27 protein-coding genes are annotated in these 25,987 nt (G+C 73.9%); 10 read left to right on the forward strand and 17 right to left on the reverse strand.

What is annotated here, in order from left to right:
- Nucleotides 1–5: 5 nt before the first annotated feature.
- A complete protein-coding gene (locus K329_RS0119300; RefSeq protein WP_157571830.1) occupies nucleotides 6–1,379 on the forward strand; it encodes a HAMP domain-containing sensor histidine kinase in 1,374 nt (457 codons plus the stop codon).
- A gap of 9 nt (nucleotides 1,380–1,388) precedes the next feature.
- Here K329_RS0119300 and K329_RS0119305 read toward each other — a convergent pair whose 3' ends face one another.
- Nucleotides 1,389–2,327 carry a TAXI family TRAP transporter solute-binding subunit gene (locus K329_RS0119305; protein ID WP_043644251.1) on the reverse strand — a complete coding sequence of 313 codons (939 nt, stop codon included), beginning with the start codon at nucleotides 2,325–2,327 and terminating at the stop codon, nucleotides 1,389–1,391.
- A 154-nt stretch (nucleotides 2,328–2,481) separates the two neighbouring features.
- Here K329_RS0119305 and dctA point away from each other — a divergent pair, with 154 nt between their 5' ends.
- Together dctA and K329_RS0119315 are read left to right on the forward strand one after the other, a co-directional pair.
- Nucleotides 2,482–3,966, forward strand: a complete 1,485-nt coding sequence (gene dctA / locus K329_RS0119310; RefSeq protein ID WP_028474332.1) for a C4-dicarboxylate transporter DctA — start codon at nucleotides 2,482–2,484, stop codon at nucleotides 3,964–3,966.
- Between the two features lie 246 nt (nucleotides 3,967–4,212).
- Nucleotides 4,213–4,632: a VOC family protein gene (locus K329_RS0119315; RefSeq protein WP_028474333.1), complete on the forward strand. Its 420-nt coding sequence runs from the start codon at nucleotides 4,213–4,215 to the stop codon at nucleotides 4,630–4,632.
- A gap of 18 nt (nucleotides 4,633–4,650) precedes the next feature.
- Here the strand turns inward: K329_RS0119315 and K329_RS0119320 are convergent, their stop codons facing one another.
- Complete coding sequence (locus tag K329_RS0119320) at nucleotides 4,651–5,886, reverse strand: oxygenase MpaB family protein (RefSeq protein WP_028474334.1); 1,236 nt, start codon at nucleotides 5,884–5,886, stop codon at nucleotides 4,651–4,653.
- Between the two features lie 44 nt (nucleotides 5,887–5,930).
- Between K329_RS0119320 and K329_RS28120 the strand changes: the two genes are divergently transcribed.
- The 4 genes from K329_RS28120 to K329_RS0119340 all read left to right on the forward strand — a co-directional run bounded on the left by K329_RS28120 (nucleotide 5,931) and on the right by K329_RS0119340 (nucleotide 8,715).
- Nucleotides 5,931–6,602, forward strand: coding sequence for a TetR/AcrR family transcriptional regulator (locus K329_RS28120; RefSeq protein WP_245596611.1), 672 nt, complete (start codon nucleotides 5,931–5,933; stop codon nucleotides 6,600–6,602).
- 111 nt (nucleotides 6,603–6,713) lie between these two features.
- On the forward strand, nucleotides 6,714–7,601 hold the full coding sequence (locus K329_RS29900) for a hypothetical protein (protein ID WP_052337129.1): 888 nt from the start codon (nucleotides 6,714–6,716) through the stop codon (nucleotides 7,599–7,601).
- The gene (locus K329_RS0119335) at nucleotides 7,598–8,452 is read left to right on the forward strand and encodes a hypothetical protein (protein WP_028474335.1); all 855 of its coding nucleotides are present in this window, start codon (nucleotides 7,598–7,600) and stop codon (nucleotides 8,450–8,452) included. The genes K329_RS29900 and K329_RS0119335 overlap by 4 nt, the downstream gene beginning before the upstream one ends.
- The gene (locus K329_RS0119340) at nucleotides 8,452–8,715 is read left to right on the forward strand and encodes a hypothetical protein (protein ID WP_028474336.1); all 264 of its coding nucleotides are present in this window, start codon (nucleotides 8,452–8,454) and stop codon (nucleotides 8,713–8,715) included. The genes K329_RS0119335 and K329_RS0119340 overlap by 1 nt, the downstream gene beginning before the upstream one ends.
- A 7-nt stretch (nucleotides 8,716–8,722) precedes the next feature.
- On the opposite strand, the gene K329_RS0119345 is transcribed toward K329_RS0119340, so the two are convergent.
- Nucleotides 8,723–10,723 carry a heavy metal translocating P-type ATPase gene (locus tag K329_RS0119345; RefSeq protein ID WP_028474337.1) on the reverse strand — a complete coding sequence of 667 codons (2,001 nt, stop codon included), beginning with the start codon at nucleotides 10,721–10,723 and terminating at the stop codon, nucleotides 8,723–8,725.
- A gap of 85 nt (nucleotides 10,724–10,808) precedes the next feature.
- Between K329_RS0119345 and K329_RS0119350 the strand changes: the two genes are divergently transcribed.
- Nucleotides 10,809–11,171 carry an ArsR/SmtB family transcription factor gene (locus K329_RS0119350; protein ID WP_028474338.1) on the forward strand — a complete coding sequence of 121 codons (363 nt, stop codon included), beginning with the start codon at nucleotides 10,809–10,811 and terminating at the stop codon, nucleotides 11,169–11,171.
- A gap of 9 nt (nucleotides 11,172–11,180) precedes the next feature.
- Here K329_RS0119350 and K329_RS28130 read toward each other — a convergent pair whose 3' ends face one another.
- The 3 genes from K329_RS28130 to K329_RS0119365 all read right to left on the reverse strand — a co-directional run bounded on the left by K329_RS28130 (nucleotide 11,181) and on the right by K329_RS0119365 (nucleotide 13,665).
- Entirely contained in the window at nucleotides 11,181–12,296 is a 1,116-nt protein-coding gene (locus K329_RS28130) for a VanZ family protein (RefSeq protein ID WP_052337130.1), read from the reverse strand.
- A 27-nt stretch (nucleotides 12,297–12,323) separates the two neighbouring features.
- On the reverse strand, nucleotides 12,324–12,824 hold the full coding sequence (locus tag K329_RS0119360; protein WP_028474339.1) for a PGPGW domain-containing protein: 501 nt from the start codon (nucleotides 12,822–12,824) through the stop codon (nucleotides 12,324–12,326).
- A 115-nt stretch (nucleotides 12,825–12,939) separates the two neighbouring features.
- Nucleotides 12,940–13,665, reverse strand: coding sequence for a GAP family protein (locus K329_RS0119365; protein ID WP_028474340.1), 726 nt, complete (start codon nucleotides 13,663–13,665; stop codon nucleotides 12,940–12,942).
- Nucleotides 13,666–13,775: 110 nt separating this feature from the next.
- Here K329_RS0119365 and K329_RS0119370 point away from each other — a divergent pair, with 110 nt between their 5' ends.
- Nucleotides 13,776–15,503 (forward strand): cation:proton antiporter, encoded by a 1,728-nt coding sequence (locus tag K329_RS0119370; protein WP_028474341.1) that lies wholly within the window; start codon nucleotides 13,776–13,778, stop codon nucleotides 15,501–15,503.
- Between the two features lie 3 nt (nucleotides 15,504–15,506).
- Here the strand turns inward: K329_RS0119370 and K329_RS0119375 are convergent, their stop codons facing one another.
- The 6 genes from K329_RS0119375 to K329_RS0119400 all read right to left on the reverse strand — a co-directional run bounded on the left by K329_RS0119375 (nucleotide 15,507) and on the right by K329_RS0119400 (nucleotide 20,654).
- Nucleotides 15,507–16,118, reverse strand: a complete 612-nt coding sequence (locus K329_RS0119375; RefSeq protein WP_084541451.1) for a GNAT family N-acetyltransferase — start codon at nucleotides 16,116–16,118, stop codon at nucleotides 15,507–15,509.
- A complete protein-coding gene (locus tag K329_RS0119380) occupies nucleotides 16,111–16,701 on the reverse strand; it encodes a sugar O-acetyltransferase (RefSeq protein WP_028474343.1) in 591 nt (196 codons plus the stop codon). The genes K329_RS0119375 and K329_RS0119380 overlap by 8 nt, the downstream gene beginning before the upstream one ends.
- Nucleotides 16,698–17,708, reverse strand: a complete 1,011-nt coding sequence (locus tag K329_RS29905; protein WP_157571831.1) for a DsbA family protein — start codon at nucleotides 17,706–17,708, stop codon at nucleotides 16,698–16,700. Before K329_RS29905 ends, K329_RS0119380 begins: the two co-directional genes overlap by 4 nt.
- 94 nt (nucleotides 17,709–17,802) lie before the next feature.
- Nucleotides 17,803–18,609: an ABC transporter permease gene (locus K329_RS0119390; RefSeq protein WP_028474344.1), complete on the reverse strand. Its 807-nt coding sequence runs from the start codon at nucleotides 18,607–18,609 to the stop codon at nucleotides 17,803–17,805.
- Complete coding sequence (locus tag K329_RS28140; RefSeq protein ID WP_052337132.1) at nucleotides 18,606–19,616, reverse strand: ATP-binding cassette domain-containing protein; 1,011 nt, start codon at nucleotides 19,614–19,616, stop codon at nucleotides 18,606–18,608. The genes K329_RS0119390 and K329_RS28140 overlap by 4 nt, the downstream gene beginning before the upstream one ends.
- Before the next feature lie 189 nt (nucleotides 19,617–19,805).
- Nucleotides 19,806–20,654 (reverse strand): SDR family oxidoreductase, encoded by an 849-nt coding sequence (locus K329_RS0119400; RefSeq protein WP_028474345.1) that lies wholly within the window; start codon nucleotides 20,652–20,654, stop codon nucleotides 19,806–19,808.
- Between the two features lie 139 nt (nucleotides 20,655–20,793).
- Between K329_RS0119400 and K329_RS0119405 the strand changes: the two genes are divergently transcribed.
- Nucleotides 20,794–21,150 (forward strand): winged helix-turn-helix transcriptional regulator, encoded by a 357-nt coding sequence (locus tag K329_RS0119405; protein ID WP_028474346.1) that lies wholly within the window; start codon nucleotides 20,794–20,796, stop codon nucleotides 21,148–21,150.
- A 17-nt stretch (nucleotides 21,151–21,167) separates the two neighbouring features.
- Here K329_RS0119405 and K329_RS0119410 read toward each other — a convergent pair whose 3' ends face one another.
- From K329_RS0119410 to K329_RS0119430, 5 genes are all read right to left on the reverse strand, one after another.
- The gene (locus K329_RS0119410; RefSeq protein WP_028474347.1) at nucleotides 21,168–22,277 is read right to left on the reverse strand and encodes a cation diffusion facilitator family transporter; all 1,110 of its coding nucleotides are present in this window, start codon (nucleotides 22,275–22,277) and stop codon (nucleotides 21,168–21,170) included.
- Nucleotides 22,274–22,660, reverse strand: a complete 387-nt coding sequence (locus tag K329_RS0119415; RefSeq protein ID WP_043644872.1) for an ArsR/SmtB family transcription factor — start codon at nucleotides 22,658–22,660, stop codon at nucleotides 22,274–22,276. Before K329_RS0119415 ends, K329_RS0119410 begins: the two co-directional genes overlap by 4 nt.
- 89 nt (nucleotides 22,661–22,749) lie before the next feature.
- Entirely contained in the window at nucleotides 22,750–23,967 is a 1,218-nt protein-coding gene (locus tag K329_RS0119420; RefSeq protein ID WP_028474349.1) for a pyridoxal phosphate-dependent aminotransferase, read from the reverse strand.
- Nucleotides 23,968–24,041: 74 nt separating this feature from the next.
- Nucleotides 24,042–24,542 carry a ribonuclease H family protein gene (locus tag K329_RS0119425; protein ID WP_245596612.1) on the reverse strand — a complete coding sequence of 167 codons (501 nt, stop codon included), beginning with the start codon at nucleotides 24,540–24,542 and terminating at the stop codon, nucleotides 24,042–24,044.
- Nucleotides 24,543–24,745: 203 nt separating this feature from the next.
- On the reverse strand, nucleotides 24,746–25,954 hold the full coding sequence (locus tag K329_RS0119430; protein ID WP_043644257.1) for a low temperature requirement protein A: 1,209 nt from the start codon (nucleotides 25,952–25,954) through the stop codon (nucleotides 24,746–24,748).
- Between the last annotated feature and the right edge of the window lie 33 nt (nucleotides 25,955–25,987).

The raw sequence follows: 25,987 nt of genomic DNA on the forward strand, positions 1-25,987 counted from the left end.
TCCAGGTGCTGCTCCCGCTGCTCACCCTGCTCGTCGTCGGCATCAGCGTGCCGGCCGCGACCACCATTGCCGAGCGCCACACGAGCGAGCTCGTCGCCGACCGCATCAACGACGCGAACCGGCTCTCCGTCGCGGCGTTCACGGCGCTGTCGGGCGGGGTCGGGCTGCAGGGCAGCCTCGTGCGGCTGCAGGCGGAGCTCGACGACTACGCCGACCTGTACGACACCCCGGTCTGGCTGGTCGACCGCGAGAGCGTCGTGCTCCACGCCACCGACGACCCCGCGATGCCCGCCGCCGCCGACGAGCGCCTCGACCGGGTGCTCGCCGGCCAGACCCCCGAGCTGGCCCGCACGATCTGGCCGTGGGAGCAGGAGGGCGAGGTGATCGTCGCGCCGGTGGGCCGCGACTCGCAGGTGGTCGCGGCGCTCGTGTTCGTCGCCCCGGTCGCGGCCGTGCACCGCGCGACCATCGTGGACTGGGCCGTGCTCGGCGCAGCCCTCATCCTGCCGCTCGGTGCCGCCGTGGCGCTCGTCGGTCCGACCACCCGCTGGCTGCTGCGGCCGGTGCGCGACCTCGAGCGATCGGCGGCCGCCGTCGCGGGCGGCGAGCTGCGCGCCCACGCCGACGCCGACTCCGGACCCCCCGAGCTGCGCACCCTGAGCCGCAGCTTCAACCAGATGGTCGACGCCGTGCGCACGACCGTCGAGCGCCAGCAGGCGTTCGTCTCCGACGCCGCCCACCAGCTGCGCAACCCGGTGGCCTCCGTGCGTCTCTCGGTCGAGAACCTCGAGGCCCACCTCGACCCCGCCGACGCCGAGGCGCGGGCGACGTACGACGACGCGGTCGACGACCTCGACCGCATGAGCGGCGTGCTCAGCGGCATGCTCGCGGCCACCCGGTTCCAGACCCGGCCGAGCCGCGAGTCGGTGGCGGGCGAGGTGCTGGAGCCGGGCCGGTCGTCGTGGCTGGCGCGCTGCGCCGACGCGGGGCTGACCGCCACCATCGTCGTGGACGACGCCACCACGCGGGTGGTCGAGCCCACCGGCGGGCTCGCGGCCTGCGTCGACGAGCTGGTGGCGAACGCGGTGCGCCTGGCCGGCGGGACGCGCGTCGACGTGCGCGCCGAGCGGGCAGGTACGTCGTACCGGGTCGCGGTGGCCGACGACGGCCGCGGCCTCGCGCCCGAGGAGCGGGAGAACGCCACCCGCCGCTTCTGGCGCTCGGCGAAGGTGCAGAACATCGAGGGCACCGGGCTCGGCCTGACGATCCTCGCGCAGGTCACGGCCGACGCGGGCGGGCGGCTCGAGCTCGCCGACACCCCCGGCGGCGGGCTGACCGCGACGCTCGTGGTGCCCGTGGTGGACCAGCCCGTCGGCTGAGGTCCGGCCTCAGGGCTTGCGGTCGCGGAACCAGTCCCGCGCGCCGGGGTGGAGCGCGATCGGCGTGGTGGCCGCGCCCGTGCGGGGGTTGATCTGGCTGGCCTCGCCGCGCACGCGGGAGAGCTCGGTGGCGCGGGCGAAGAGCACGTCGACGCAGAAGCGGGCGACCTCGTCGTCGCAGTCGGTGGGCACGACGAGCAGGGTCGGTACGGCGAGGGCCGTCGCGGCCGCCATGGGTGGGTACATCGTGGCCGGCACCACCACCGGGAAGTAGTCGAGCGGGAACGCGTCCGTGACGCCGCCCAGCTCGGCGGCGAGGTCGACGAGGCGCGTCGGACGCGGGTCGTCGGCGAGCTGCACCACCGCCGGCGTCGGCATCCCGGTGAGGCTCACCGCCACCTCCACCTCGCCGTCGACGAGCGCGGCCACCGAGTCCTCCTGCGTGAGCGTGCGCACCTGCGCGGTCACGCCGGCGTACGCGAGGAGGCGGTCGAGCACGAAGCGCGTGCCGGACTCCTCGAGGCCGGCGGCGACCGTGCGGCCCTCCAGGTCGGCGAGCGAGCGCACCGGGGAGTCCCCCGGCACCACCAGGTGCAGCACCGAGTCGAAGACGCGTGCCAGCGCCCGCAGCTCGTCGGGGTACGCCGCCGCGACGTCGGTGTTGACCAGGGCCATCTCGGCCTCGCCGGCCGCCAGCATGCGGGCGTTCTCGACCGCGGCGTCGGTGTAGACCACCTCGACCACGTCGCGACCCCAGGCCTCGTCGAGCACCCCGGCGTACGCCTGCCCGATCTCGCGGTAGACCGCCCCCGCCGGGCCCGTGGCGAGGCGGAATCGCGACGGCGGCTCCGGCGTGCCGGCGCCGCAGCCGGCCAGCGCCACGACGCCGCCCAGACCGGCGGCCAGGCCCGCGGCGCCCCGCAGCGCGGAACGGCGGGTGAGGGGCATGACGGGCAGCCTATGCGGCGCCGTCGGGGCCCCGACGCGTACGGCGGAGGCCGCCGTCGTACGTCAAGGCTGTCTGAAGATTCGGCCTCTTGAGTGGCCCGGGTCACACGGTCGGGCGAGGGTGCGGTGACCTGCACCACCGAAGGAGACACCCATGGCCAGCACCACCAGCCCGCCCGGCGAGAAGCCGACGAAGACCCCCCGCAAGAAGACCCCGCTCTGGAAGCACCTCTACTTCTGGGTGCTGCTCGGCATCGCGGCCGGCATCTTCGTGGGCATCGTGTTCCCGGCGTTCGGCGCCGACCTGCAGTGGCTCGCGAACCTGTTCATCAAGCTCGTGAAGGTCGTGATCGCCCCGACCATCTTCGCCACCGTCGTCGTCGGCATCGCCGGTCTCGGCAACCTCGCGAAGGTGGGCGGGCTCGCGCTGCGCACGGTCCTCTACTTCAACGCGACCACCGTCGTCGCGCTCGGGCTCGGGCTGCTGACGATCAACCTGCTGAAGCCGGGTGCCGGTCTCGGGTACGACGAGGAGTCCTTCGACGGCTCCGCCGCCGAGGGCACCATCGAGTCGGCCAACGCGGCCGGCGGCCAGGGCCTCTCGGACTTCGTCCTCAACCTCGTGCCGAGCTCGTTCGCGTCGGCGTTCGTCGACGGCCAGCTGCTGCAGGTGCTGGTGCTCGCCATCCTCACCGGCGTCGCGATCACGCTGCTCGGCGAGCGCGGCCACGGCGCCGTACGCGCCCTCGACACGTTCGCGAAGGTCATGTTCGGCATCATCAAGCTGGTCATGTGGGTGGCCCCGATCGGCGCCTTCGGCGGCATGGCGTTCACGATCGGCGAGCACGGCAGCGCGATCCTCGGCAACCTGGCGCTGTTCATGGGCACCTTCTGGCTCACGTGCCTGCTGTTCGTCTTCGCGGTGCTCGGCCCGATCTGCTGGCTCGCGGGCTTCTCGATCTTCAAGTACCTCCGCTACATCAAGGACGAGCTGCTCATCGTGCTCGGCACCTCGTCGTCCGAGACCGTGCTGCCGCGGATGATGACGAAGCTCGAGGCCGCGGGCACGCCCAAGCACGTCGTCGGCCTCACGATCCCGACCGGCTACTCGTTCAACCTCGACGGCACCGCGATCTACATGACGATGGGCGCGCTCTTCATCGCGCAGGCGTTCGGCGTCGACGTGCCGCTCACCACCCAGATCGGGCTGCTGCTCTTCATGCTCGTCTCGTCGAACGGCGCCGCGGGCGTCTCCGGCGCGGGCCTCGTCACGCTGGCCGCCTCGATCGCGGCGTTCGACCACATCATCCCGATGGTCGGGCTCGCGCTCATCGTGGGCATCGACCGCTTCATGTCCGAGGGTCGCGCGCTCACCAACCTCACCGGCAACGGCATCGGCACGCTCGTCATCGCCCGCTGGACCGGCGACCTCGACCGCGAGCGCCTGCGTGCCGTGCTCGACGACCCGCACCAGGTGGACGTCGACGAGCTCATGAAGGAGGACTCCGGCGTCGGCCTCGGCCTCGAGTCCTCCTCGGAGGCCAGCGAGCGGAAGGCCTCGATCGCGACCGGCTCGTACGGCGCGGAGGCCGACGACGCCGCGCGCGCCGACCAGGTCGGGGCCTCGCGCCGTACCTGACCGGGTCCGGCGGCGGGCCCGCCCGGCTCTCCGTCCGACGCGTTCGTGGGTATCTCCTACCGCGAACCGTGCCGGGGCGGGCCTTCGCGGTAGGTCGTACCCATTTCGTGGGTGCGACCTACCGCGATTCGTGCGCCCGGGGACCCACGCCAGCCGACCCCGACCCACCGATGAGTTCCGACCGTGCCGCGGGTCAGATCCTCCGAACGCGGTCCGCGGACGGGCCGCCCAGCCCCAGGAGGACCCGTGGTCACGCAGCTCAACCCCTACCTCGTCTTTCCCGGCACGACCCGCCAGGCGATGGAGCACTACCAGGCCGTGCTCGGCGGCAAGCTCGACGTCATGACGTTCGGCGACATGGGCCACGTGCCCGAGGGCGTGCCGGCCGACGGCGTCATGCACTCCTACCTCGAGAGCCCCGCCGGGCTCGCGATCATGGCGTCCGACGGTCCTCCCGGAGGCGAGGTCGACGAGCACGGCAACAGCTTCGCCATCAGCATCTCCGGCGACGACGAGGCCGAGATGCGCGGCTACTGGGACAAGCTGGCGGCGACCGGCACCATCGACGTGCCCCTCGAGAAGCAGATGTGGGGCGACACGTTCGGCCAGGTCACCGACCCCTTCAAGGTGGCCTGGATGATCAACATCACCGGCCCCCGCCCCTGAGGGAGCTCCGGCCGCACCTCAGCCCGGCAGCGCCCCGACGCGACGCTCGTCGTCGCCGAAGTACTCCGCCATCACCCGCTCGACGACGCCCTCCGCCCACCGGTCGACCCACGCCCGGCCGCGCGGGGTCCGCATCGCGACGCGGTAGCGCAGCGTGTTGAGCACGACGACGTACGCGTGCGCCCACGGCGGCCGCCAGGGCAGGCCGAGGTCGCGCATCGAAGCGCGGCCGAGGAAGAGGCTGAGCATGCTGAGGGTGCGCTCGGCCTGGAAGCGGCCGTGGGGCAGGCGTCGTACGACGGCCAGGATGTCCCGCGCGAGCTCGGCGCCGGCCGGCGTCACGCCCGACTGCGCGCGCAGGAGGTGGTAGCTGAGCCGGTGCCGCTCGCGCTCGTCGTCGACCAGCCACTGCTCGTCGACGCCGAGCAGCCACCCGACGTACCTCCACAGGTGCATCACCGCGCGGGAGTCGTCGGCGGAGACGGGCACGCCGAGCACGCGCACGCCGAGCAGCACGACGGCGTCGAACAGCCCGAGCGTCGCGGCCTGGTCGGCCTGGTTGACCGGGAGGCCCCAGCGCTCGACGTCCCACCGGTCGACGAACGAGGCGTCGACGAGCGCGTGCATCGCCCTCACGTGCACGGTGAGCCGCCAGCCCTCGCCCCAGGTGCCGTCGGCGGCTCGCTGCATCGCACCGGGCTCGCTGACCGACGCGGTCCACTTCTGGGTCTCGCCGAGGCGGCGCCGGGTGCTGTCACCGGCGAGGCCGCCGGTGGCGACGAGCAGGTCGGGCGGTCCGCCGAAGCGGTAGCCGCCGATGAGGGAGAGCTGCAGCAGCACGTCGGCGGCGTTCTGGCCGAAGCGCCGGTAGACCGCCGCCCCGCGCTCGAGGAGGTCGGGGGCGACCCAGTCGGGCGTGGCCTCGACGCAGGCGAAGAAGTCGCGCAGCGCCGGCGGGGCGTCGGGCACCGTGTCGACGCCGTCGGCGAGCGCCCGCCGCAGCTGCCCCATCGTCACGCGGTCCGGGCTGCCGGCCGGCGCCCGCAGCGCCCTGGCCAGCCGGGCGCCGACCTCGTCGTGCTCGGTCATCGCGACGCCGATGCGCTCCATCAGCGGCTCGTCGACCTCCCGCACCCGGCCGAGCCGCCGGAGCACCCGACCGAGCCGGGCGCCGCGGGCCTCGGCCTCCCGGAACCGGCTGGGCGGCGCCGTCCGACCCGGAACGTCGTGGACCCTCGCTGCGTTCGTCGTCATGGATCAACCCTGACGCGAGCATTTGCTCGCATACAATTCGCGTCATGGCCCCGGCCCGCCGTACCGGCTCCCCCGCCCCCACCCCCTCCGGCCTGCGCCGACAGCCGCGCCAGCAGCGCTCGCGGGAGATGGTGACCCGCATCGTCGCGGCCGCTCGCGACGTGCTCGTGCGCGACGGCTACGACGCGTTCTCCACCAACCGCGTCGCCGACCGCGCCGAGGTGAGTCCCGGCTCGCTCTACCAGTACTTCCCCGACAAGGCCGCGCTCATCGACGTCGTCACCCAGCAGTACGTCGACCAGGTCGCCGAGGACGTGGCCGCCGCGCTCGTCGACCGGGTCGGCGAGGTGGGTCCGACGATGGTGCGGGCGACCGCCGACGCACTGCTCTCCGCGCTCGAGCGCGACGTCGGGCTGCTGCGCGTGGTGTGGGAGGACCTCCCGGCGACCCGCAACCGCGACCGGCGCGACGCCCTCGAGCGCCGGGTGCGGGAGGTGCTGGCGGCGTACCTCGCCGTACGTCTGCCGCCCGGGTCGCCCCGTCGGCCCGCGCCCACGGCGTGGGTGGTGGTGCTGGCGGTGGAGTACCTCGCCGTCCGCTTCGTGCTCGACCCCGACCCGCCGCTGGACCGCGACGGGCTGCTCGACGAGATCGTCGCGGTGGGCGTGGGCTACCTCGGCCTCGCGGAGGCCACCAAGCCGGAAGTCTCCGGCTGACGAGGGGCTGACGTACGTCGGGAGCCGGGCCTAGCGTCGACCCCGCAGCGCCGTGGGGGTGCGGCAGGAGTCCGCGACCGGTGATCCCGGCGCCGATCGAGGGGTGGGCCGATGGCCTTCGTCGGAGCAGATGTCGACCAGCTGCGCGAGCTCGCAGCCGAGCTCGGGGCGGGCGCGGGCGAGCTGCGCGACCTGGGCGCCCAGCTGAGCGCCGCGGTCGCGGCCGCGGAGCACTGGCAGGGCCCCGACGCCACCCGTGCCAAGGACGAGTTCGGCAGCCTCGCGCAGGTGCAGATGACCGACGTGGCCGGCGCGCTCGAGACGGCCGGCCGGTTCCTCGAGCTGCAGGCCGACGAGCAGGACCAGGCCAGCGGCGAGAGCACCGGCGGCAGCGGCTACGGCTGGCTGTCGCTGATCCCCGGTGGCATCGCGACGGCCAACGCGATCAAGAAGATCTACTCCGCGGCCAAGGGCGTCGCCGGCCTCTCCGGGTTCTTCGCCGCGCTGCGCCACCCCGCCCGCGGCTTCGGCGCCCTCTCCCGCTTCGAGAAGCTGCGCGACGCGATCGGCGCCCTCGTCGGCGGCACCAAGGGCGGCGCGGTCGCCCGCCTGTTCTCCCGGATCTCGCTCCCGCTCACCGGCATCACGGCCGCGAAGGACGCGATCTTCGGCACGGGCTACGAGGGCTGGCGCGACATCGCCGGCCGGGGCTTCGGGGCCGTCGGCGCGATCGGGGCGGGGGTGCTGCTCGTGGGCGGCACGGCGCTGGCCGCCCCCGTGGCCACGGCGGCCGCGATCGGCGTCGCGGCGTACGGCGTGTGGTCGGCCGGCAACTACGTCTACGACAACCGGGCCGCCATCGGCGACTTCCTCTCGCGCGCGTGGGAGGGCGGCTCGACGTGGGTCGGCACCCAGGCCTCCGGCGCGGTCGACGCGGCGAAGAGCTGGGTCCAGGGCTTCCTCGGCGGCGGCCGACGAGCGGCAGGAGCAGGAGCGTGAGCACGATGACGACGGACGCGACGCAGGAGAAGCGGCTCGCCACGCCGGTCGAGACCCTCACCGACGAGGAGCTGGCGGTGCTCGGCCAGGCGGCCGGTGTCGTGGTGACGCCGTACCTCACCGACCTCGACGAGGCCCTGCGCGACCAGGCCCAGGCCACGGCGCTGCGCGGGCTGCTCGCGCGCGGCATCGTCTCGCCGCCCGAGGACGGCTCGCCCGAGCGTGCCGCCGGGCGCATGCACGCCGAGCCGGCGGAGGAGGGGCGGGGCGAGGTCGGGCTGATGGTCCGCCAGGACGTGCTCTCCCTGCTGACCCTGCGCCAGGCGGCGCCGAGCGTCGTGGCGGTCGCCCGCACGGGCGCCTTCGCGCAGGACTTCTGGTACGCCCACGTCGTCGACGAGTACGTGCTGCTCGAGGAGGTCTCGACCGACGGGCTCCACCGGTTCGCGCTCGGGCACACCGCCGACCTGCCCGCGCTGGTCGCCGGCGCGGCGCTGCACCCGGCCGCCACGGACGGCGCGGGCGAGCCGACCACGCTCACCGCGACCGACCCCGCGACGGTCGTCGACGTGCCGCCCGAGCTCACCGAACGCCTGGGCGCCACCTACCTGCGGTGCGACGTGGTCGTCGTACGACGCGGGCCGCAGGCCGAGGGCGCGGGCCCCGGCCCGCTGACGGGTGTCTTCAGCGGACCGTCCGGCACCTGGACCCTCACCGCCGAGCCCGGCTCCGGCCGCGTCCAGGCGGGCCCGGCGACGACGTCCGACGTACGACGCCGGCTCGCGGCCCTGGCCGCGAGCGCCACGACCGGCACGAGCGCGGCTGCCGCCTACGAGAAGGGAGACCGGTGATGGCCTTCCACGGGATGGACTCCGAGCAGGTCGCCGCGCTGTCGCAGCAGATGGCGACGATCTCGGCCCGCGTGCGGGAGATCGAGACGCGGCTGACGAGCAGGATCGACCAGGTGCAGTGGGCCGGCGCCGACCGCGAGCGCTTCCTCGGCGACTGGCAGGGCGCGTACGCCGGGCGGCTCCGCCACGCCGCGGAGGCGCTCGACCAGGCCTCGCAGATCGCCGGCGAGAACGCCCGTCAGCAGGACTCCGCGAGCGCCTGAGCGCACCTCAGGTCCAAGCGCCCCGCCGCAGCAGCCGGAGGCCGTTGAGGGCCACGACGATCGTCGACCCCTCGTGCCCCGCCACCCCCAGCGGGAGCGGGAGCGTGGCCACCAGGTCCCACACCACGAGCACGGCGATGACCACCGCGGCGATGACGAGGTTGGCCCGCACGACGCGGTGGGCGCGACGGGCCAGGGCGACGGTGGGCGCGAGCGCCGCCAGGTCGTCGCGCACGAGGATGACGTCTGCCGTCTCGACCGCGAGGTCGGAGCCGTTGCGCCCCATGGCGACGCCCACGTCGGCGGCGGCCATCGCGGGCGCGTCGTTGACCCCGTCGCCGACGAGCATCACGCGGCTCTCCGGGGTCGCGCGCAGGGCTCGCACGGCGGCGACCTTCTCGTCGGGGAGCAGCCCGGACTCCACCCGGTCGATCCCCACCTCGTCGGCCAGGCGCCGAGCGGCGTGCCGGTTGTCGCCCGTGAGCAGGACCGGTGAGGCGCCCGTGAGCCGCACCAGGGAGGCGACCGCCTCCGCAGCACCCTCGCGGACCTGGTCGGCGAGGGCGACCGCCCCGGCCGGGACCTCGTCGACCAGCACCACGACCACGGTGTGGCCCTGGTCCTCCCAGGTCCGGACGACCTCCCGGACCTCCTCGGCGGCGCCGCCGCCGCCCGCCGCGCCGCCGGTCCGCTCGAGCAGCGCCGGCGACCCCACGTCGACGCGACGTCCCCCGACGTACGCCGTGACGCCGCGGCCGGGGACGGACGAGAAGTCCCGGGGCTCGTCGGGCGCGACGCCCTGCCGACGGGCGGCGGTGACGAGGGCGCGCGCGACCGGGTGCTCGCTGCGGCGCTCGGCCGTCGCGGCGAGGTGCAGGAGTCCGGGTTCGTCGAGCTCGCCGACGACGTGCACCCGCGCGACCCGGGGGGCACCGTGGGTGAGCGTGCCGGTCTTGTCGAAGGCGATGTCGGTGACCGCCCCGATCCGCTCGAGGGCGACGGCCGACTTCACCAGCACGCCGTGGCGGCCCGCGTTCGCGATCGTCGCCAGCAGCGGGGGCATCGTCGCCAGGACGATCGCGCACGGGGACGCCACGATCATGAACGTCATCGCCCGGAGGAGGGTGGGCTCGAACGCGGCGCCGAGCAGGAGGGGCACCGTGAAGAGGCCGAGCGTCGCCACGACGACGCCGACGGAGTAGCGCTGCTCGATCTTCTCGATGAACAGCTGCGTCGTCGCCTTGGTGGCCGACGCCTCCTCGACCATGGCCACGATCCGGGCCACCACGGTGTCGGACGCGGCCCGGTCGACCGCCACGGTGAGCGCTCCGGCTCCGTTGAGCGTGCCGGCGAAGACCTGGTCGCCCTCCGCCTTCGCCACGGGGAGCGGCTCGCCGGTGACGGAGGACTGGTCGACCGCGCTGAGGCCGTCGACGACCCGGCCGTCGGCCCCGATGCGCTCGCCGGGCCGCACCAGCACGACGTCGCCCACCACGAGCGTGGCCGCGTCGACCTCCTCCTCGGCGCCTCCCGGGACCATCCGGGTGGCGCGCTCCGGGGCGAGCGTGAGCAGCGCCTGGACGGAGTCCTCGGTGCGCTTGGTCGCGAAGGCCTCGAGGGCCCCGGAGGTGGCGAAGATGACGACGAGCAGGGCACCGTCGAAGACCTGGCCGATCGAGGCGGCCAGGACGGCGGCCACGATCATCAGCAGGTCGACGTCGAGCACTCGGGCGCGCAGGGCGCGCAGCCCCTCGAGCGCCGGCTCCCAACCGCCGGTGGCGTAGCAGGCGAGGTAGAGCGTCCACCAGACCGGCGCGGGGGCCCCGACCACCTGGGCGACCGCCCCGAGCGCGAACAGCCCGGTGGCCACCGAGGCCCACCGGACCTCCGTGAGCTCCAGCGCGGACGACACCAGCCGGCGCCAGCGCAGCGAGGTCGGCTCCGCGGGGGCGGGAGCCGTGCCCGCGGCGGCGGCCGGAGACGGGCGGTCGGTGGAGGTGGCAGACATCGGAGGTCCTCGGTCGGTCGGGGGCGTCGCTATACAGCATGACATATGTCGATGTGTACATGTCAATGCGAGTATGCTGGACATCGTGGGTCACGGAGCTGAGGGGCGCGTCCGGCGAGCGCCGTTGGACGCCACGACCGCGCGCCAGGTCGCGACGACCCTCCAGGCCCTCGCCACACCGAGCCGCCTTCTGATCCTGGCCACCCTGCAGGAGGGGCCCCGCACCGTCGGCGACCTCGTCGAGGCCGTCGGCATGGAGCAGCCGGCGGTCTCCCACCAGCTGCGCCTGCTGCGTAACCTCGGGCTCGTCGCCGGGGAGCGACGCGGCCGTCACATCGAGTACAGGCTGTACGACGACCACGTCGCCGAGCTCATCGAGCAGGCGATCTACCACGCCGAGCACGTGCGCCTCGGCGCTGCCGACCGCCAGGGCGAGCCAGGAACCTGACCGAGGGCGTCAGCCGGGTGGGCGCCCCGCCGCTTCCACGGCCGGTTCCCGGTCCGCTACGACGGCCCGGGGGCGCACGATCTCGAGCCGCAGGCCCGAGGCCGCCTGGGCGAGCCCGCGGCGGTCCGCGGACGCCAGCGGGGCGAGCGCGGTGACGACCAGGAACACGACGAGGGCGACGGTGGCGCCCGGGAACGCGGCGGCCCACAGCAGGAGCCAGCCGCCGACGCCGAACGCGAGCTTCACGACCCGACGGGGCAGCACCCACAGGCGGGCGCCGGGGCGGGGCACCGCCCGCACCTGGACGACGTACTCCCCCACGGTGCGGCCGCGCAGCAGCACCGTCACCGCCTGCACGAGCCCGGGCAGGCCCCAGAGCAGCACCGCGTCGACGGCCGGGTCGAGGCGGCTCAGCGGCACCTCCTCGACGTACAGGTTCCACGAGCGCCAGGCGACGGTGGCCGCGGTGCCGAGGAGCAGCACGAACAGCGCGTCCGACGCCATGCCCACCCAGCGGCGGCCGAGGGTCACGGTGAGCGCGACGGTGCCGCGTCCGGCGCCGCGGTCGAGCAGCGCCACGAGCGGGATCGCGACGAGCGAGCCGAGCGTCGCGCCGGTGGTGTTGAGGATCAGGTCGTCGACGTCGAAGACCCGGTAGGCGCAGTCGTAGATGCCCCACAGGCCGGTGCGCTGGGTGGTCTCGATCAGCAGCGAGACGGCGAGGCCGAGGGCGGTCGCGACCACGAACCCGCGGCGGAGCACCGCCCGCACGAAGAACCCGAACGGCACGAAGAGCACCACGTTGAGCAGCACCTGCAGCACGACGGGGTTGCGCAGGAGCTCGGCGGTCGTGCCCGACGAGTAGCGGCGGGCGTCGCGGATCGTGCGCAGCGGCTCGAGCTGGGCCCCGACGCAGGTGTAGCTGCCGGCCTCGGGCACGGGCAGCAGGGTGTAGGTCCAGATCGCGAGGCCGTAGACGGCGGCGCCGAGCAGGAGCAGGAGGTCGACGGCCCGCAGCCGGCCGGCGCGGCGGTAGCGGACCGCGACGACCGGCAGGAAGAGGAGCACGGCGAGCACCCCGCCGAAGAGCACGGCGAGGAAGGCGTTGGTGGTGACGTCACCCATCGACGGAGGCCCGCGAGGGGACGGTGGTCAGGCGGTGGGGGCGTGCGTGCCGGGGGTGTCGTCGTCCGTCTTCTCGACGGCCTCCTCGCGCGACGCGCCCTCCTTCACCGGACCCCGGAAGCGGCGGTAGCTGTAGACGATCAGGCCGCCGGCGATGAACGACGACGCGATGAGCGTGATGCCCGTGCCGAGCCCGCCGATCAGCCAGAGGCTGTCGCTGACCGGCCACCACGAGGGGGCGGGCGGGTTGACGATCCAGAAGATGCCGAGACCGAGCAGCCAGAGCGCGCCGAGGGTCGAGGCGATGATGCGGGGCCAGGTGCGCACGCCCTCCGCGGCGGCCCGCATGGCGGCCCGCTCGATGGGGTCGAGGCGGCGCTCGGCCCACTCGTACTGCTGCGAGAGGATCGCCAGTCCGGCGAACATCATGAGCAGGCCGGGGCCGGGCAGCACGAGAGCCGCGATGCCCACGACGACGAGCACCCAGCCGGCGATCTCTAGCGCGATGCGCTTGGTAGTACTCCCCACGGCAGAAGCCTCTCAGATCGGTGGTCGTCAACACGCTGAACGGTGGAACCGTCGCCGGAACTTCGTAGACCGTGCACCGCCGGACTGGACCTGTCCCGGCTCGGCTCGGCTCAGGTCAGGTCAGGTCGAGCGCCTGCGCCGCGTCGCCGGCCAGCAGGAGCCCGACGATCGCGAAGATCCAGTACGTCGCACCCGCCGTGGTGCGGTCGAGCCAGCCCGAGAGCCGCGCCAGCGGCGCCTCGACCCGGTCGCCCAACGCCAGCCGGAGCAGGAGCAGCAGCAGCGCCGGCATCACCATGACGACCGCGTAGGCGAGCACGACGAGGGCGCTCGCCGCGGGCGCGAGGTCGGCCGCCGTGATGATCCCGACCGCCGCGAGGAACGGCAGCATCGACGCCACCTCCACGAGGGCGGCGCCGAGCCCCACCCCGACGACCATGCGGTACGACGCCCCCGGCCCGGTGAGCCGCGCGCGCCAGGTCGCCGTACGGGAGGTGGCGTCGGTGCCCTCGGGGGCGGGCTCCGGGCGGCGGCCGAACCACCGGCGGGGGTCACCGAGGACGCCCACGGCGAGGAGCACGACACCGAGCACCAGCTGCGCCCAGCGGAGCGGGGCGAGGTCGCCGGCGTCGCGCGCGAGGTCCGCCACCGCGGAGGCGCCGAGGACCAGGCCGATGCCGACGAGCGCGTAGAAGCCGCCGACCGTGGCGAGGAAGACCAGGTAGCGCCGTACGTCGGGGCGCGGCGCCAGCAGCAGCACCAGCGGCAGGACGAGCGTGCCGATGCTGGTGCTGTCGACCAGGGCGAGGCCGACGAGCGCGGCGACTCCTGCCAGGGTCACGGGGACCTCCTCCTCCGGGCGGGACGCTCCCACGCTAGGGGTGCCGGCGCCCACGCGGCACCGACCGAGGTAGGGGCCCGGGCGTCGGAGGACGGTGGGACGATCGACGGATGGAGCAGACCCTCGCCCTCGTGGTGCTCGCCGTGCTCGCGATCGCCGGGGCGTCGGTGCTCGGCGGCCGCATCCGTGTCGCGTCGCCGCTGCTGCTCGTCGCGGTCGGCATCGGCGTGAGCCTGCTGCCGTTCGTGCCGGCGTTCGAGGTGGAGCCGGAGTGGATCCTCACCGGCGTCCTGCCGCCGCTGCTCTACTCCGCGTCGGTGTCGATGCCGGCGATGGACTTCCGCCGCGAGTTCTCCGCCATCGGCGGGCTCTCGGTGGTGCTCGTGATCCTCAGCGCGGTCGTGCTCGGGCTCTTCTTCTCGGCCGTGATCCCGGACCTCCCCCTGGCCTGGGGCATCGCGCTCGGCGCGATCGTCAGCCCGACCGACGCGGTCGCGACGTCGATCGTGAAACGCATCGGGGTGTCACCGCGGGTGGTGGCGATCCTCGAGGGCGAGAGCCTGCTCAACGACGCCACCGCGCTCGTGCTCCTGCGGGCCGCGGTGGCCGCGGCGGCCACCGGCTGGAGCCTCGGCGGCGTGCTGCAGGACTTCGTGCTCGCCGTCGGCATCGCGGTCGTGATCGGCGTCGCGGTCGGCAGGGCCAACCTGTGGGCGCGCGCCCGGGTCGCCGACGCGCCCGTCAACACCGCGATCTCGCTGACCGTGCCGTTCGTGGCCGCGCTGCCGGCCGAGCACCTCGGCGCCTCCGGCCTCGTGGCCGCGGTCGTCGCCGGTCTCGTCACCGGCCGCGGCGCGCCCCGCGTGCTGTCACCGGAGCACCGCCTCTCCGACTCCCAGACCTGGCACACCATCGAGGCCGTGCTCGAGGGCGCGGTCTTCCTCGTCATGGGGCTCGAGCTCTACGGGCTGCTCGAGGACATCCGGGACGACGGCCACGGCGCGAGCACGACGGTGCTCCCCGCCGTGGCGGCCCTCGCGCTCGTGCTGGCGGTGCGGGCGGCGTACGTCGCCCCGCTGCTGGCCCTGCTGCAGCGGCGGGCCCGGCGCGGGGTCGCCGTACGCCCCCGGGTCGACTCGCTGCAGCAGAAGCTCGCCGACCCCGAGGCCTTCGCGGCCGCGCTGACGGCCGTGCGGGCCCGGGGCGGTCGCCTCCCGCGCCGGTGGCGGGGGCGGCCGGCCCGACGGGCGGTCGGGGCGGCGGCCCGCGTAGCGCGGAGGGCGACGGGGCGTCGCCAGCTGCGCGTGACGCCGGAGCACCTCGAGAGGTTCGGGGTGCGCGTACGACGCCGGCTCGCCGACATCGACTACCTCGTCGCCGACCCGCTGGGGCCGCGCGAGGGCGTGGTGGTGGTGTGGGCCGGCATGCGGGGCGCGGTCACGCTCGCCGCGGCCCAGACCCTGCCGGCCGACGCCCCGGACCGCTCCCTGCTCGTGTTCCTCGCCTTCCTCGTCGCCACGGGCTCGCTGCTGCTGCAGGGCGGCACGCTGGGCGCGGTGGTCCGGTACGTCGGGCCCGCCACCGTCGACCTCGAGGCGCAGGCGGCCGAGCGCGCCAAGCTGGCGGAGGTCCTGCGGGCCACCGAGGCCCGGCTGCGGGCGGACGCGGCCGGCGAGACGCTGCACCCGCTCGACGTGATCGAGGCCCAGCGCGACGTGCTGCTCGACCTCAGCCGCGAAGGCGCCTTCAGCTCCGCCTCGCTGCGCGGGGCGATGGCGGCCCTCGACGCCGACCAGATCCGGCTCGAGCTGACGGGGCGCCCGATCGGGGACGAGTAGGGACTAGCGCCGACCGGCCGCCCACTCGTCGACGAGCACGGCCCAGACGCTCGTGTCGGTCCACTCGCCGTGGTTCCACCAGTCCTGGCGGAGGTGGGCCTCCTGCCGCATGCCCAGCCGGGCGCACACCCGGGCCGAGGCGTCGTTGCGGGCGTCCATCTGGGCGGAGACGCGGTGCATCGCGTAGTGGTCGAAGCCGAGGGCGACCATCGCCGCCGCGGCCTCGGTCGCGAACCCGCGGCCCTGGTGGCGGGGGTCGATCGCCCACCCGACCTCGCCGACCGCGTGGCGCTCGTCCACCAGCTTCAACATCACGTCGCCCACGACGACGCCCTCGTGCTCGACCACCAGCGACACCGACTCGCCCGGCTCCTGCGGGCACGTGGCGCTCGCGCGGCGCCGTACGAGTGCCAGCAGCCCGGCCTCGTCGTCGGCGTGCACGAGCAGGTAGCGGGTCACGGCGGCGTCGCGGTAGTAGCCGAGGGCCGCGGCGTCGCGCTCCTCGTGGGGGCGCAGCACCAGGCGGTCCGTGCGGATCGGCAGGACCGGGCAGGGCAGCTCGTCGGTCACCGCGACCACCAGGTCGGGCCCGGGGACCGCGTCGTCGTCAGCCATCGACCCGCTTGATCACGCGCGCCGGGTTGCCGACGGCGACGACACCGGCGGGCAGGTCCTTCGTGACGACCGCGCCCGCTCCGACCACGGTGTCGGCGCCGATGGTGACGCCGGGACAGACGATGACGCCGCCACCGAGCCACACGTTGTCGCCGATCGTGATCGGGGCGGCACCCTCCCACTTCTCGCGGCGCGGGCCGGGCTCGATCGGGTGGGTCGGCGTCAGGAGCTGGACGTTCGGACCGATCTGCACGTCGTCACCGATGGTGATCGCGGCGACGTCGAGCGCGACGAGCCCGAAGTTCACGAAGCAGCGCGCGCCGATCGTCAGGTGGATGCCGTAGTCGACACGCAGCGGGGGCCGGATCTCCGAGTCCGCCCCGAGGCCGCCCAGCAGCTGCTCCAGCAGCGCCCGGCGCAGCGGTTTCTGGCGACCCGAGGTCGCGTTGTAGGCGTCGGCGAGGTCGAACGCCCGCGCGGAGGCCTCGGAGAGGTCGGGGTCGTCGGCGATGTAGGCGTCGCCGGCCAGCATCCGCTCGCGCATCGAGCGGCCGTCGAGCTGGTAGGGGTTCTCGGTGCTCACGCGGCCTCCTGGGCGTCGGCGATGGCGGCGTCGAGCGACGCCGGGGTCCAGTCGGTGAGCAGCTCGCCGTCGAGCAGCAGGGCCGGCACGCCCTCGGCGCCGGCCGCCTGGGCCTCGACGGCGTCGGCGGCCACGGCGTCGGCGGTGGCCGGGTCGGCCAGGTCGTCGGCGAACTGGTCGAGGTCGAGGCCCAGCACCGTCGCGATGTCGGTCGCGATGCGCAGGCCGTTGCCGCTGCCGACCGCCGGCTGCGCGGCGAACCAGGCCTCGTGGAACTCCCAGAAGGCGTCCTGCGCGGCCGCGGCCCGGGCGGCCTGCGCGGCGATCTGCGAGTCGGGGCCGAGGAAGGCCCAGTCGCGCGAGACGATCCGCAGCTCGCCGGCGTCGGCGTACGTCGTCATGAGGTCCGGCAGCGTGGAGCGCGCGAAGTCGCCGCAGTGCGGGCACTGGTAGTCGACGTAGACCACGAGCTCGACGGGGGCGTCGGCGTCGCCGTACGCCCGGGGGTCGGTGGCGGGGTCGACGGCAGTCGGGGCGTCGGTCGGGTCGTCGGCGCCGGCGGAGCCCTCGGCGTCGGGATCGCCGAACTCGCCGGAGTCCCCGGAGCCGAGCTCCCCGGAGTCTCCGGAGCCGTTGGAGTCGTCGCGCTGGGACGTGCGGTCGTCGCCGGCGGTGTCGTCGGAGTCGTCGTCACCACCGGTGACGAGCAGGACGGTCGTGAGCACCCCGGCCAGCAGCAGGACCACGGCGGCGACCGCCGTCGGGACCACCCAGCCGGGCCGCTTGCGCGGGCCGCCGGGACCGCCGTACCCACCGGGGCCGGGACCGCCGAACCCCGGACCGCCGGGGCCGCCCGAGCCGCCGTACGCACCCGGCCCACCCGGACCGCCGAAGCCTCCCGGGCCGCCCGGTCCGCCGTACGGAGGCATCGGGGGCTGGCCGCCCGGGGGCGGACCGGCGGGCCCCGAGGGTCCGGAGCGGGGCGGGGGAAGGGGCGGCAGGCTCACGGGCGATCTCTCCGGTGGGGTGCGGTGGGACCCTCCCGAGACTAACCAGACCGTCCGCGCGCCCCGGCACCCGTCGGGCCGCCCGGCGCCTCGCTCAGCGCGAGGCGGAGAGCCGGTACTGGCGCACCGAGAGCGGCACGAAGACGACCAGGATGATGACCACCCAGATCAGCGTGTAGAGCGCGGCGTTCTGCATCGGCCAGGCGTCGGAGGACGGCAGCGACGAGTCGACGTTGCCGAACAGCTCGCGCGTGGCCTGCGTGAGCGTCGACACCGGGTTCCACTCGACGATCTTCAGGAGCACCCCGTCGAAGGAGCCCAGCGGCACGAACGCGTTGGAGACGAACGTGGCCGGCATGATCACGATGAACGAGGCGTTGTTGATGACCTCGGGGCTCGGCACCAGCAGCCCGATGTAGGCCATGATCCAGCTGATCGCGTAGGCGAAGAGCAGCAGCAGGCCGAAGCCGAGCAGCGCGTCGACCAGCCCCTCGCGCACGCGCCAGCCGATGAGCAGACCGGTCAGCGCCATGATGATCAGCGAGAGCACGTTGTAGACGACGTCCGAGCTCGTGCGGCCCACCAGGACCGCCGACGGGGACATCGGCAGCGACCGGAAGCGGTCGATGATGCCCTTCTGCATGTCTTCCGCCAGGCCGGCGCCCGTGAAGGTGGCGCCGAACACGACCGTCTGGGCGAAGATGCCGCCGATGAGGAACTCGCGGTAGGGGATCTCGCCCTCGACGGGGATCGCGCCCTCGAAGACGAACGCGAAGAGCAGCACGAACATGATCGGGCTGACGAGCACGAAGACGAGCACCTCGGGCACGCGCTTGATCTTGATCAGGTTGCGCTTCGTGACGACCCAGCCGTCGCTGGCGGTGCGCGCGAGGCTGCTCATGACGCCTCCTTCGCGGTGGACGGGGCGCCCGTATCGGTGCCGTCCGCAGCGTCGTCGGCCGCCTTCTCCTCCGCCGGGCGACCGGTGAGGGTGAGGAAGACGTCGTCGAGGGTGGGCCGGCGCAGGCCGACGTCGAGCAGGTCGACCTTCCCGTCGGCGAGACCCTGCAGCGCCCGCATGAGGGCGGCGGCACCACCGTCGACGGCCACCGTGAGCTCGCGCCCGGCGGTGTCGGCGCGGACCGGGCCCATCCCGACCTCGGCCAGCACCCGCTCCGCCACCTCGCGCTGCGCGGGGTCGCGCAGCACGACCTCGATGCGCTCACCGCCCAGCTGGGCCTTGAGGTCGTCGGCCGTGCCGCGGGCGATCTCCTGCCCGTGGTCGATGACGACGATCTCGTCGGCGAGGCGGTCGGCCTCCTCGAGGTACTGCGTCGTCAGCAGCAGCGTGGAGCCGGCGGCGACGAGCTCGCGGATGACGGTCCACATCTCCTGGCGGCTGCGCGGGTCGAGACCCGTCGTGGGCTCGTCGAGGATCAGCACGGGCGGCGCCGCGACGAGCGCCCCGGCGAGGTCGAGCCGGCGCCGCATGCCGCCGGAGTAGGTCTTCGACGGACGGTCGCCCGCGTCGGCGAGGTTGAACCGCTCGAGCAGCTCGCGCGCCCGGGTGCGGGACGGCCCGCGACCGAGCCCGTAGAGGCGTCCGATCATGTCGAGGTTCTCGAACCCGGTGAGGTGCTCGTCGACCGCTGCGTACTGCCCCGAGAGGCCGATGCGGCGTCGTACCCCGTCAGGGTCGGCGAACACGTCGACCCCGGCGACCTCGGCGCTGCCGCCGTCGGCCTTCAACAGGGTCGCCAGGATGCGCACGGCCGTGGTCTTGCCGGCCCCGTTCGGCCCCAGCAGGCCCAGCACGGTGCCCTCCGGCACCGTCAGGTCGAGGCCCTTGAGCGCCTCGACCTCCTTGTATCTCTTCACCAGCCCGCTCGCGCGGATCATGTCGGCCATGGGAGTCCCTCTCGTCGTCAGCGAAGGCTAGTGACCTCCGGTGACAACGGAACTCATCGGTGAGGCGGTTCCCCGGTTTCCCCGGTCGACCGGGGAAACCGGGACTGGGCGGGCAATGCTTCGACCCCCCAGTGAGGGAATCCCCGGTCGACCGGGGAAACCTGGGGCGTCACCCGCCCGCCCCACCCCTCACACCCAGGTCGGCACGGTCTCCCGGATGGTGCGCGGCGCGCGGCCGAGCAGCGTGGCGAGGTCGTCGCTGGTGGGCGCGAGCACGCCGTCGGCGATGTTGCCGTCGGCCGCCACCAGGAAGCCGGCGGTGCTCTCGTCGAGACCGGCGCCGAGGAGCGCGGCGTGGTAGTCCTCGCCCGACAGGGGCTGGAACGTGACGGGCTTGCCGAGCACCTCGGCGAAGACCGCGGCGAGCTCGGCGTGGGTCCACGCCTCCTGGCCGACGAGCTCGTAGACCTGGCCCTCGTGGCCCTCCCCCGCGAGCACGACGGCGGCGGCCTCGGCGAGCTCGGCGCGCTCGGCGCTGGCGACCTTGCCGTCACCGGTGGCCGACGCGATCGCGCCCGTCTGCTGGGCCTGGCCGAAGGCGGCGAGGTAGTTCTCCGTGTACCAGCCGTTGCGCAGGATCGTGAAGGGCAGCCCGCTCGCGCGGAGCACCTCCTCCGTCGCCTTGTGCTCCGGCGCCAGGATCAGCGGCGACACGTCGGCCCGGGGCGCGCTCGTGTAGACGACGCGCGCGACGCCGGCGGCCTTCGCGGCCTCGATGACGGCGGTGTGCTGCGGCACCCGCTGCCCGACCGCGTCGCTCGAGACGAGCAGCACCGTGTCACCCGCACCGAACAGGTCGGCGGGCACGTCGGTGTAGTCGAGGGTGGCCGTGCGCACGCCCGCCTCGGCGAGGTCCTTCAGCTTGTCGGTGTCGCGGGAGGTCGCGACGATGTCGCCCGCCGCCGTGCCCCGCGCCAGGAGCGCCTCCACCACGCCGCGTCCGAGCTGTCCGCTCGCCGCCGTCACCACGATCGCCATGTCCGTACCTCTTTCGTCAGCCTCTGCGCGCCGCCCGGTGGCGGCCTCGTGAGTGCCAACGAGCGGACGACCGGCACCCTTCCCGTCGGGAGGTACCTACTTTGAAGTGGGGTACCCACCCGAGAGTAAGGTCGTGGACATGGACCGCGCCGACACCGCCCGCATGCAGCTCGACACCGCCTGCCCCCAGATGCGCCAGCTCGTCGAGCACGTCACCAGCAAGTGGGGCCTCCTGGTGCTCCTCACGCTCGCCGACGGCACGCTGCGGTGGAGCGAGCTGAAGCGCTCCATCGCCGGCGTCAGCGAGAAGATGCTGATCCAGACGCTGCAGACGCTCGAGGCCGACGGCCTCGTACGGCGCGAGGCCCGCCCCGTCGTGCCCCCGCACGTCGAGTACTCCCTCACCCCCGCCGGCCAGGAGGCCCGCGACCAGCTCGCCCCCCTCGTCGGCTGGGCGCAGGACCGGGTGCGGGCGCAGACCGCCGCCACCGTCTGAGCCCCACCGACGAGCACTCAGCCCGGCAGCCCCGGGACCGTCGCCGGGAAGGGATGGTGCGCCACGAGCGCGTGGTGCTCCCGGCCGTCCAGCGGCGCCGGGCTCACGTGCACGGTCGCGGCCACGAGCTTCGGGACGCCGTGGAGCAGCGCGTGCTGCGCCTCGTGCGCCAGGTCGTGGGCGGCGAGGAGGTCGAGGTGCGGGTCGACCAGCACCCCGGCCTCGGCGCGGAGCCGGTGGCCCGTCCACCGCAGCCGCAGGTCCTCCACCCCCAGCACCCCCGGCACGTCGACCAGGGCGCGGGTGGCGGCGTCGGTGAGCTCCGGGTCGACGGCGTCGAGGAGCCGGCGGAACACGTCGCGCGCCGCGCCGTACAGGACCACCGAGATCATCACCGTGATGACGAGACCGACGATCGGGTCGGCGAGCGGGTAGCCCGCCATCACCCCGAGCGCGCCGGCCAGCACGGCGAGGGAGGTGAAGCCGTCCGTACGGGCGTGGTGGCCGTCGGCGACGAGGGCGGCGGAGCCGATGCGGCGCCCGATGCGGATGCGGTAGACCGCCACCGCCTCGTTGCCCACGAACCCGAGCAGCCCGGCGACCGCCACCGCCAGGGGCGCCTCGATGGCGCGGGGGTGCAGCAGCCGGTCGACCGACTGCCAGCCGGCGACCCCGGCCGACAGCGCGATCATCGCGATGATGAAGAGCCCGGCGAGGTCCTCCGCGCGGCCGAACCCGTAGGTGTAGCGGCGGCTCGGGCGGCGCCGGCCGAGCACGAAGGCGATCCACAGCGGCACGGCGGTGAGCGCGTCCGAGAAGTTGTGGACCGTGTCGGCCAGCAGCGCCACCGACCCCGTGAACGCGACGACCACCGCCTGCGCCACCGCGGTCACGAGCAGCACGACGAGGCTGATCTTCAGCGCCCGGATGCCGACGTCGCTCGCCTCCAGCGCCGCGTCGAGCGAGTCGGCGGCGTCGTGGCTGTGGGGCGTCACGACGTGGGCGAGGCGGTCGCGGAGCGTACGGCGGGGCGCGTGCCCGTGACCGTGCCCGGAGTGGTGACCGTGCCCGGAGTGGTGGCCGTGCCCGTGGTCCTGCTCGCCGGGGTCGCTGGCGGTGCCGCTCACTCCGCGGCCCCGCGCGGCGCCGTACGCGCGTGGTGGGCCGGCACACCGCCGGCCGCGTGCTCGGCGTGGTGGACGGCGTCGACGACGAGGGTGCGCACGTGGTCGTTGGCGATGCGGTAGAAGACCTGGTTGCCCTGGCGGCGGGTGGTGACCATGCGGCCCATCCGGAGCTTCGCCAGGTGCTGCGACACCGCAGCCTGCGGCTTGCCGACCCGGTCGGCGAGCGTGTTGACGGCCAGCTCGCCGTCGCGCAGCGCCCAGACGAGGCGGACCCGGGTCGCGTCGGCCAGCAGCCGGAAGATCTCGACGGCGAGGTCGACCTCGTCGTCCGGCACGTCGTGGGTGGCGTCGTACGACGTCAGCGTCTGCTTATCTGCGCGCATGCGCATACGTTAAGGCGTCTCGACCGTTCGCGGTAGGTGGTACCCGTCGGACGGGTGGGAGGTACCGCGAACGGGCGCGGGCGGAGCCGTCAGCGGCGCAGCGTCGCCAGGAAGTCGGCGATGCGCTCGATGGCCTCGGTGAGCATGTCGACGTCGGGCAGCGTGACGAGCCGGAAGTGGTCGGGCTCGAACCAGTTGAACCCGGTGCCGTGGGTGACGAGCAGCTTCTTGGCGCGCAGGAGGTCGATGACGAACTTCTCGTCGTCCTCGATGCCGAACATCTCCGTGTCGAGCTTCGGGAAGCAGTAGAGCGCGCCCATCGGCTCGACGCAGGAGACGCCCTCGATCTCGTTGAGCAGGCGCCACGCGGTCTTCGACTGCTCGTAGAACCGGCCGCCGGGGCCGATGTACTCGTTGATCGACTGGTAGCCGCCGAGCGCCGTCTGGATGGCGTGCTGCGCCGGGACGTTGGCGCACATCCGCATGTTGGCGAGCAGCGTGACGCCCTCGAGGAAGCTCTCGGCGAGGTGCTTCGGGCCCGAGACCATCACCCAGCCGGCGCGGTAGCCGCAGACCCGGTAGGCCTTCGAGAGGCCGCTGAAGGTCAGGCAGAGCACGTCGTCGGCGGCGTACGTCGCGGTGTGGTGGTGCACGGCGTCGTCAAAGAGGATCTTCTCGTAGATCTCGTCGCTGAAGACGACGAGGTCGTGGCGACGGGCGATGTCGACGAGGCCCTTCACGACCTCCTCGCTGTAGACCGCGCCCGTGGGGTTGTTCGGGTTGATGATCACGAGCCCGTGGGTGTTCTCGGTGATCTTCGACTCGATGTCGGCGAGGTCGGGGTTCCACCCGTTCTCCTCGTCGCAGCGGTAGTGCACCGGGGTGCCGCCGGACAGCGTCACGGCGCCGGTCCACAGCGGGTAGTCGGGCGCCGGCACGAGGATCTCGTTGCCGTCGTCGAGGAACGCCTGGAGCACCATCGAGATGAGCTCGGAGACGCCGTTGCCGATGAAGACGTCGTCGACGGACGTCTCGGTGAGGCCCTCCGACTGGTAGTACTGCGCGACCGCGGTACGGGCGGAGTAGATGCCGCGCGAGTCGGAGTAGCCCTGCGCGTCGGGCAGGTTGTGCACGATGTCGGCGACGATCGACCGCGGCGCCTCGAACCCGAACGGGGCCGGGTTGCCGATGTTGAGCTTGAGGATCCGGTGACCCTCCGCCTCCAGCCGCTGCGCCTCGACGAGGATCGGACCTCGCACGTCGTACCGCACGTTCTGGAGCTTCTTGGCCTGGACGATCTCGCGCATGGGCGCAGTCTGTCAGTACGACGCGGGCCCGCGCGCGCGGGTTTTCCCCGGTGGCGCCGCGACCGCCCCCGGGGTCAGCCGTTCTTGCTCGCCGCCACGGCGAGGCGGTCGACGAAGTCGTTCATCCGGTGGCCGGAGTGGCCCTTCACCCAGCGGAAGGCGACGTCGCCGCGCGCCTGGAACTCCTCGACCAGCGGCTCCCAGAGGTCGCGGTTGGCGACCGGCGCCTTGGCGGAGTTCGTCCAGCCCCGCGCCAGCCAGCCCTTCCACCAGGCGTCGCGGAAGCAGTTGACGACGTACGTCGAGTCGCTCACGACCACGAGCGGCCCCGGCAGCGCGAGGACGGCCTCGAGCGCCGCCCGGACCTCCATCCGCTGGTTGGTCGACGGCGACTCCGCACCCGACGCGTAGGTCGTCTCGTCGATCGCCCAGGCCCAGCCGCCCGGGCCGGGGTTGCCGGAGCACGCGCCGTCGGTGAAGGCCTCGCGGGCGCCCTCGGGCGCGACCATCGCGGGCTTCGGGGGCCGCTTGGCGCGGGTGGTCGTACGGCGGGCGGCGGGGCGGGCGGTCGGCACGGGGACTCCTGGGGTGGGGCGGGGCGGGCGGTCACGGCAGGGCGACCGCACAGCATGCCCGAGGGTCCGCGCGGGGGTGGGCCGGGGGGTCGGGGGCCTGCCCGTGTAACGCGGTGTCCGGGCAACTGCACACGTGTTCTACCGCGTGTGCAGTCACGCGGACACCGCGTTACACCGGAGCTCCAGCTGCGCGCCCCCCACCCCTACGGCGCGACCGTCGCCTCGGTGCTGCGCCGCACGTGCGTGTGGTGGTCGGTGAGCACCACGGCGAGCAGCACCCCGTTGGCGACCCAGCTGAAGACGAGCGGCGTCATCTGCTCGCGGAGCAGCACCGCCACGCTCAGGGCGACGATGCCGCCGACGTGGCCCAGCATCCAGGGCTGGCCGACGGCACGCTTGAAGAGCAGGTTGCCGAGCAGGTAGACGGCACTGCCGCCCGCCACGATGCCGGCCGCCCACAGCGCGGTGCCGTGGCTCCCGCCGTGCCCGCCGTCGCCCTCGGGGTGCAGCAGGACGATCTCGTCCGCCACCGCGGTCAGCACGACGCCGAGCACCAGCAGCACCGGTGTGTAGGTGTAGGCGACCTGCGCGACGAGGCCGCGGTCGGCGGCGTCGCGGTGGGCGATGTAGTCGCTGCCGCCGCCCTGGCCGTGGTTGAAGTAGAGGAACCACATGAGGATCGTGCTCGCGAGCGCGGCGAGGAACGCGAGCACGTACGTCGGCTCGAGCGGCAGGTCGGCGAACACGTCGCCGGTCACGATGATCGACTCGCCCAGCACGATGATGAGGAACAGGCTGACCCGCTCGGCCATGTGCTGGCCCGAGATGTCCCAGACCTCGACCGGCGTGCCCCCGAGGCCCGGCACCCGGAACCGGCTGCGCGGCCCGGCGAGCTCCACGAGCATCGCGCCGGCCCAGATGAGCAGCTGGTGCTCGGGCACCAGGGCGCCGACGATCCAGATGGCGCCCGTCGTCGTCGCCCAGATCGCGATGCGCACGAAGTTCAGCGAGTTGTCCGGGCGCGGCCCGCGGAAGACGACCACCCCGAACAGCGCCTGCCCGACCCGCATCGTCGCGAGGCAGACCGCGAACAGCAGCGCCTTGTCGCCGAACGCCTCCGGGATCGAGCTGGCCAGCAGCAGGCCGAGGAGCATCAGCGTGAAGACCAGCGCCCGCACCGGTCCGGTGTCCGGGTCGAGCCAGTTCACGAGCCAGGTCGTGAACACCCAGACCCACCAGATGGCCATCATGATGACGGCCGTCTCGCCGAGCGTCTCCAGGTCCTGGTGGGCGATCAGCGCGTGGGAGACCTGGGTGATCGCGAAGACGAAGACGAGGTCGAAGAACAGCTCGACGAAGGTGACGCGGTGGGCGTCCTCCCCCTCGCGCGATCGCAGGAGCTTCCGGGCCACGGCGGTCTCCTCGCATGGGGACGGCACCCCACG

Source organism: Nocardioides alkalitolerans DSM 16699, from assembly GCF_000426525.1.
GTDB classification, from domain to species: domain Bacteria; phylum Actinomycetota; class Actinomycetes; order Propionibacteriales; family Nocardioidaceae; genus Nocardioides; species Nocardioides alkalitolerans.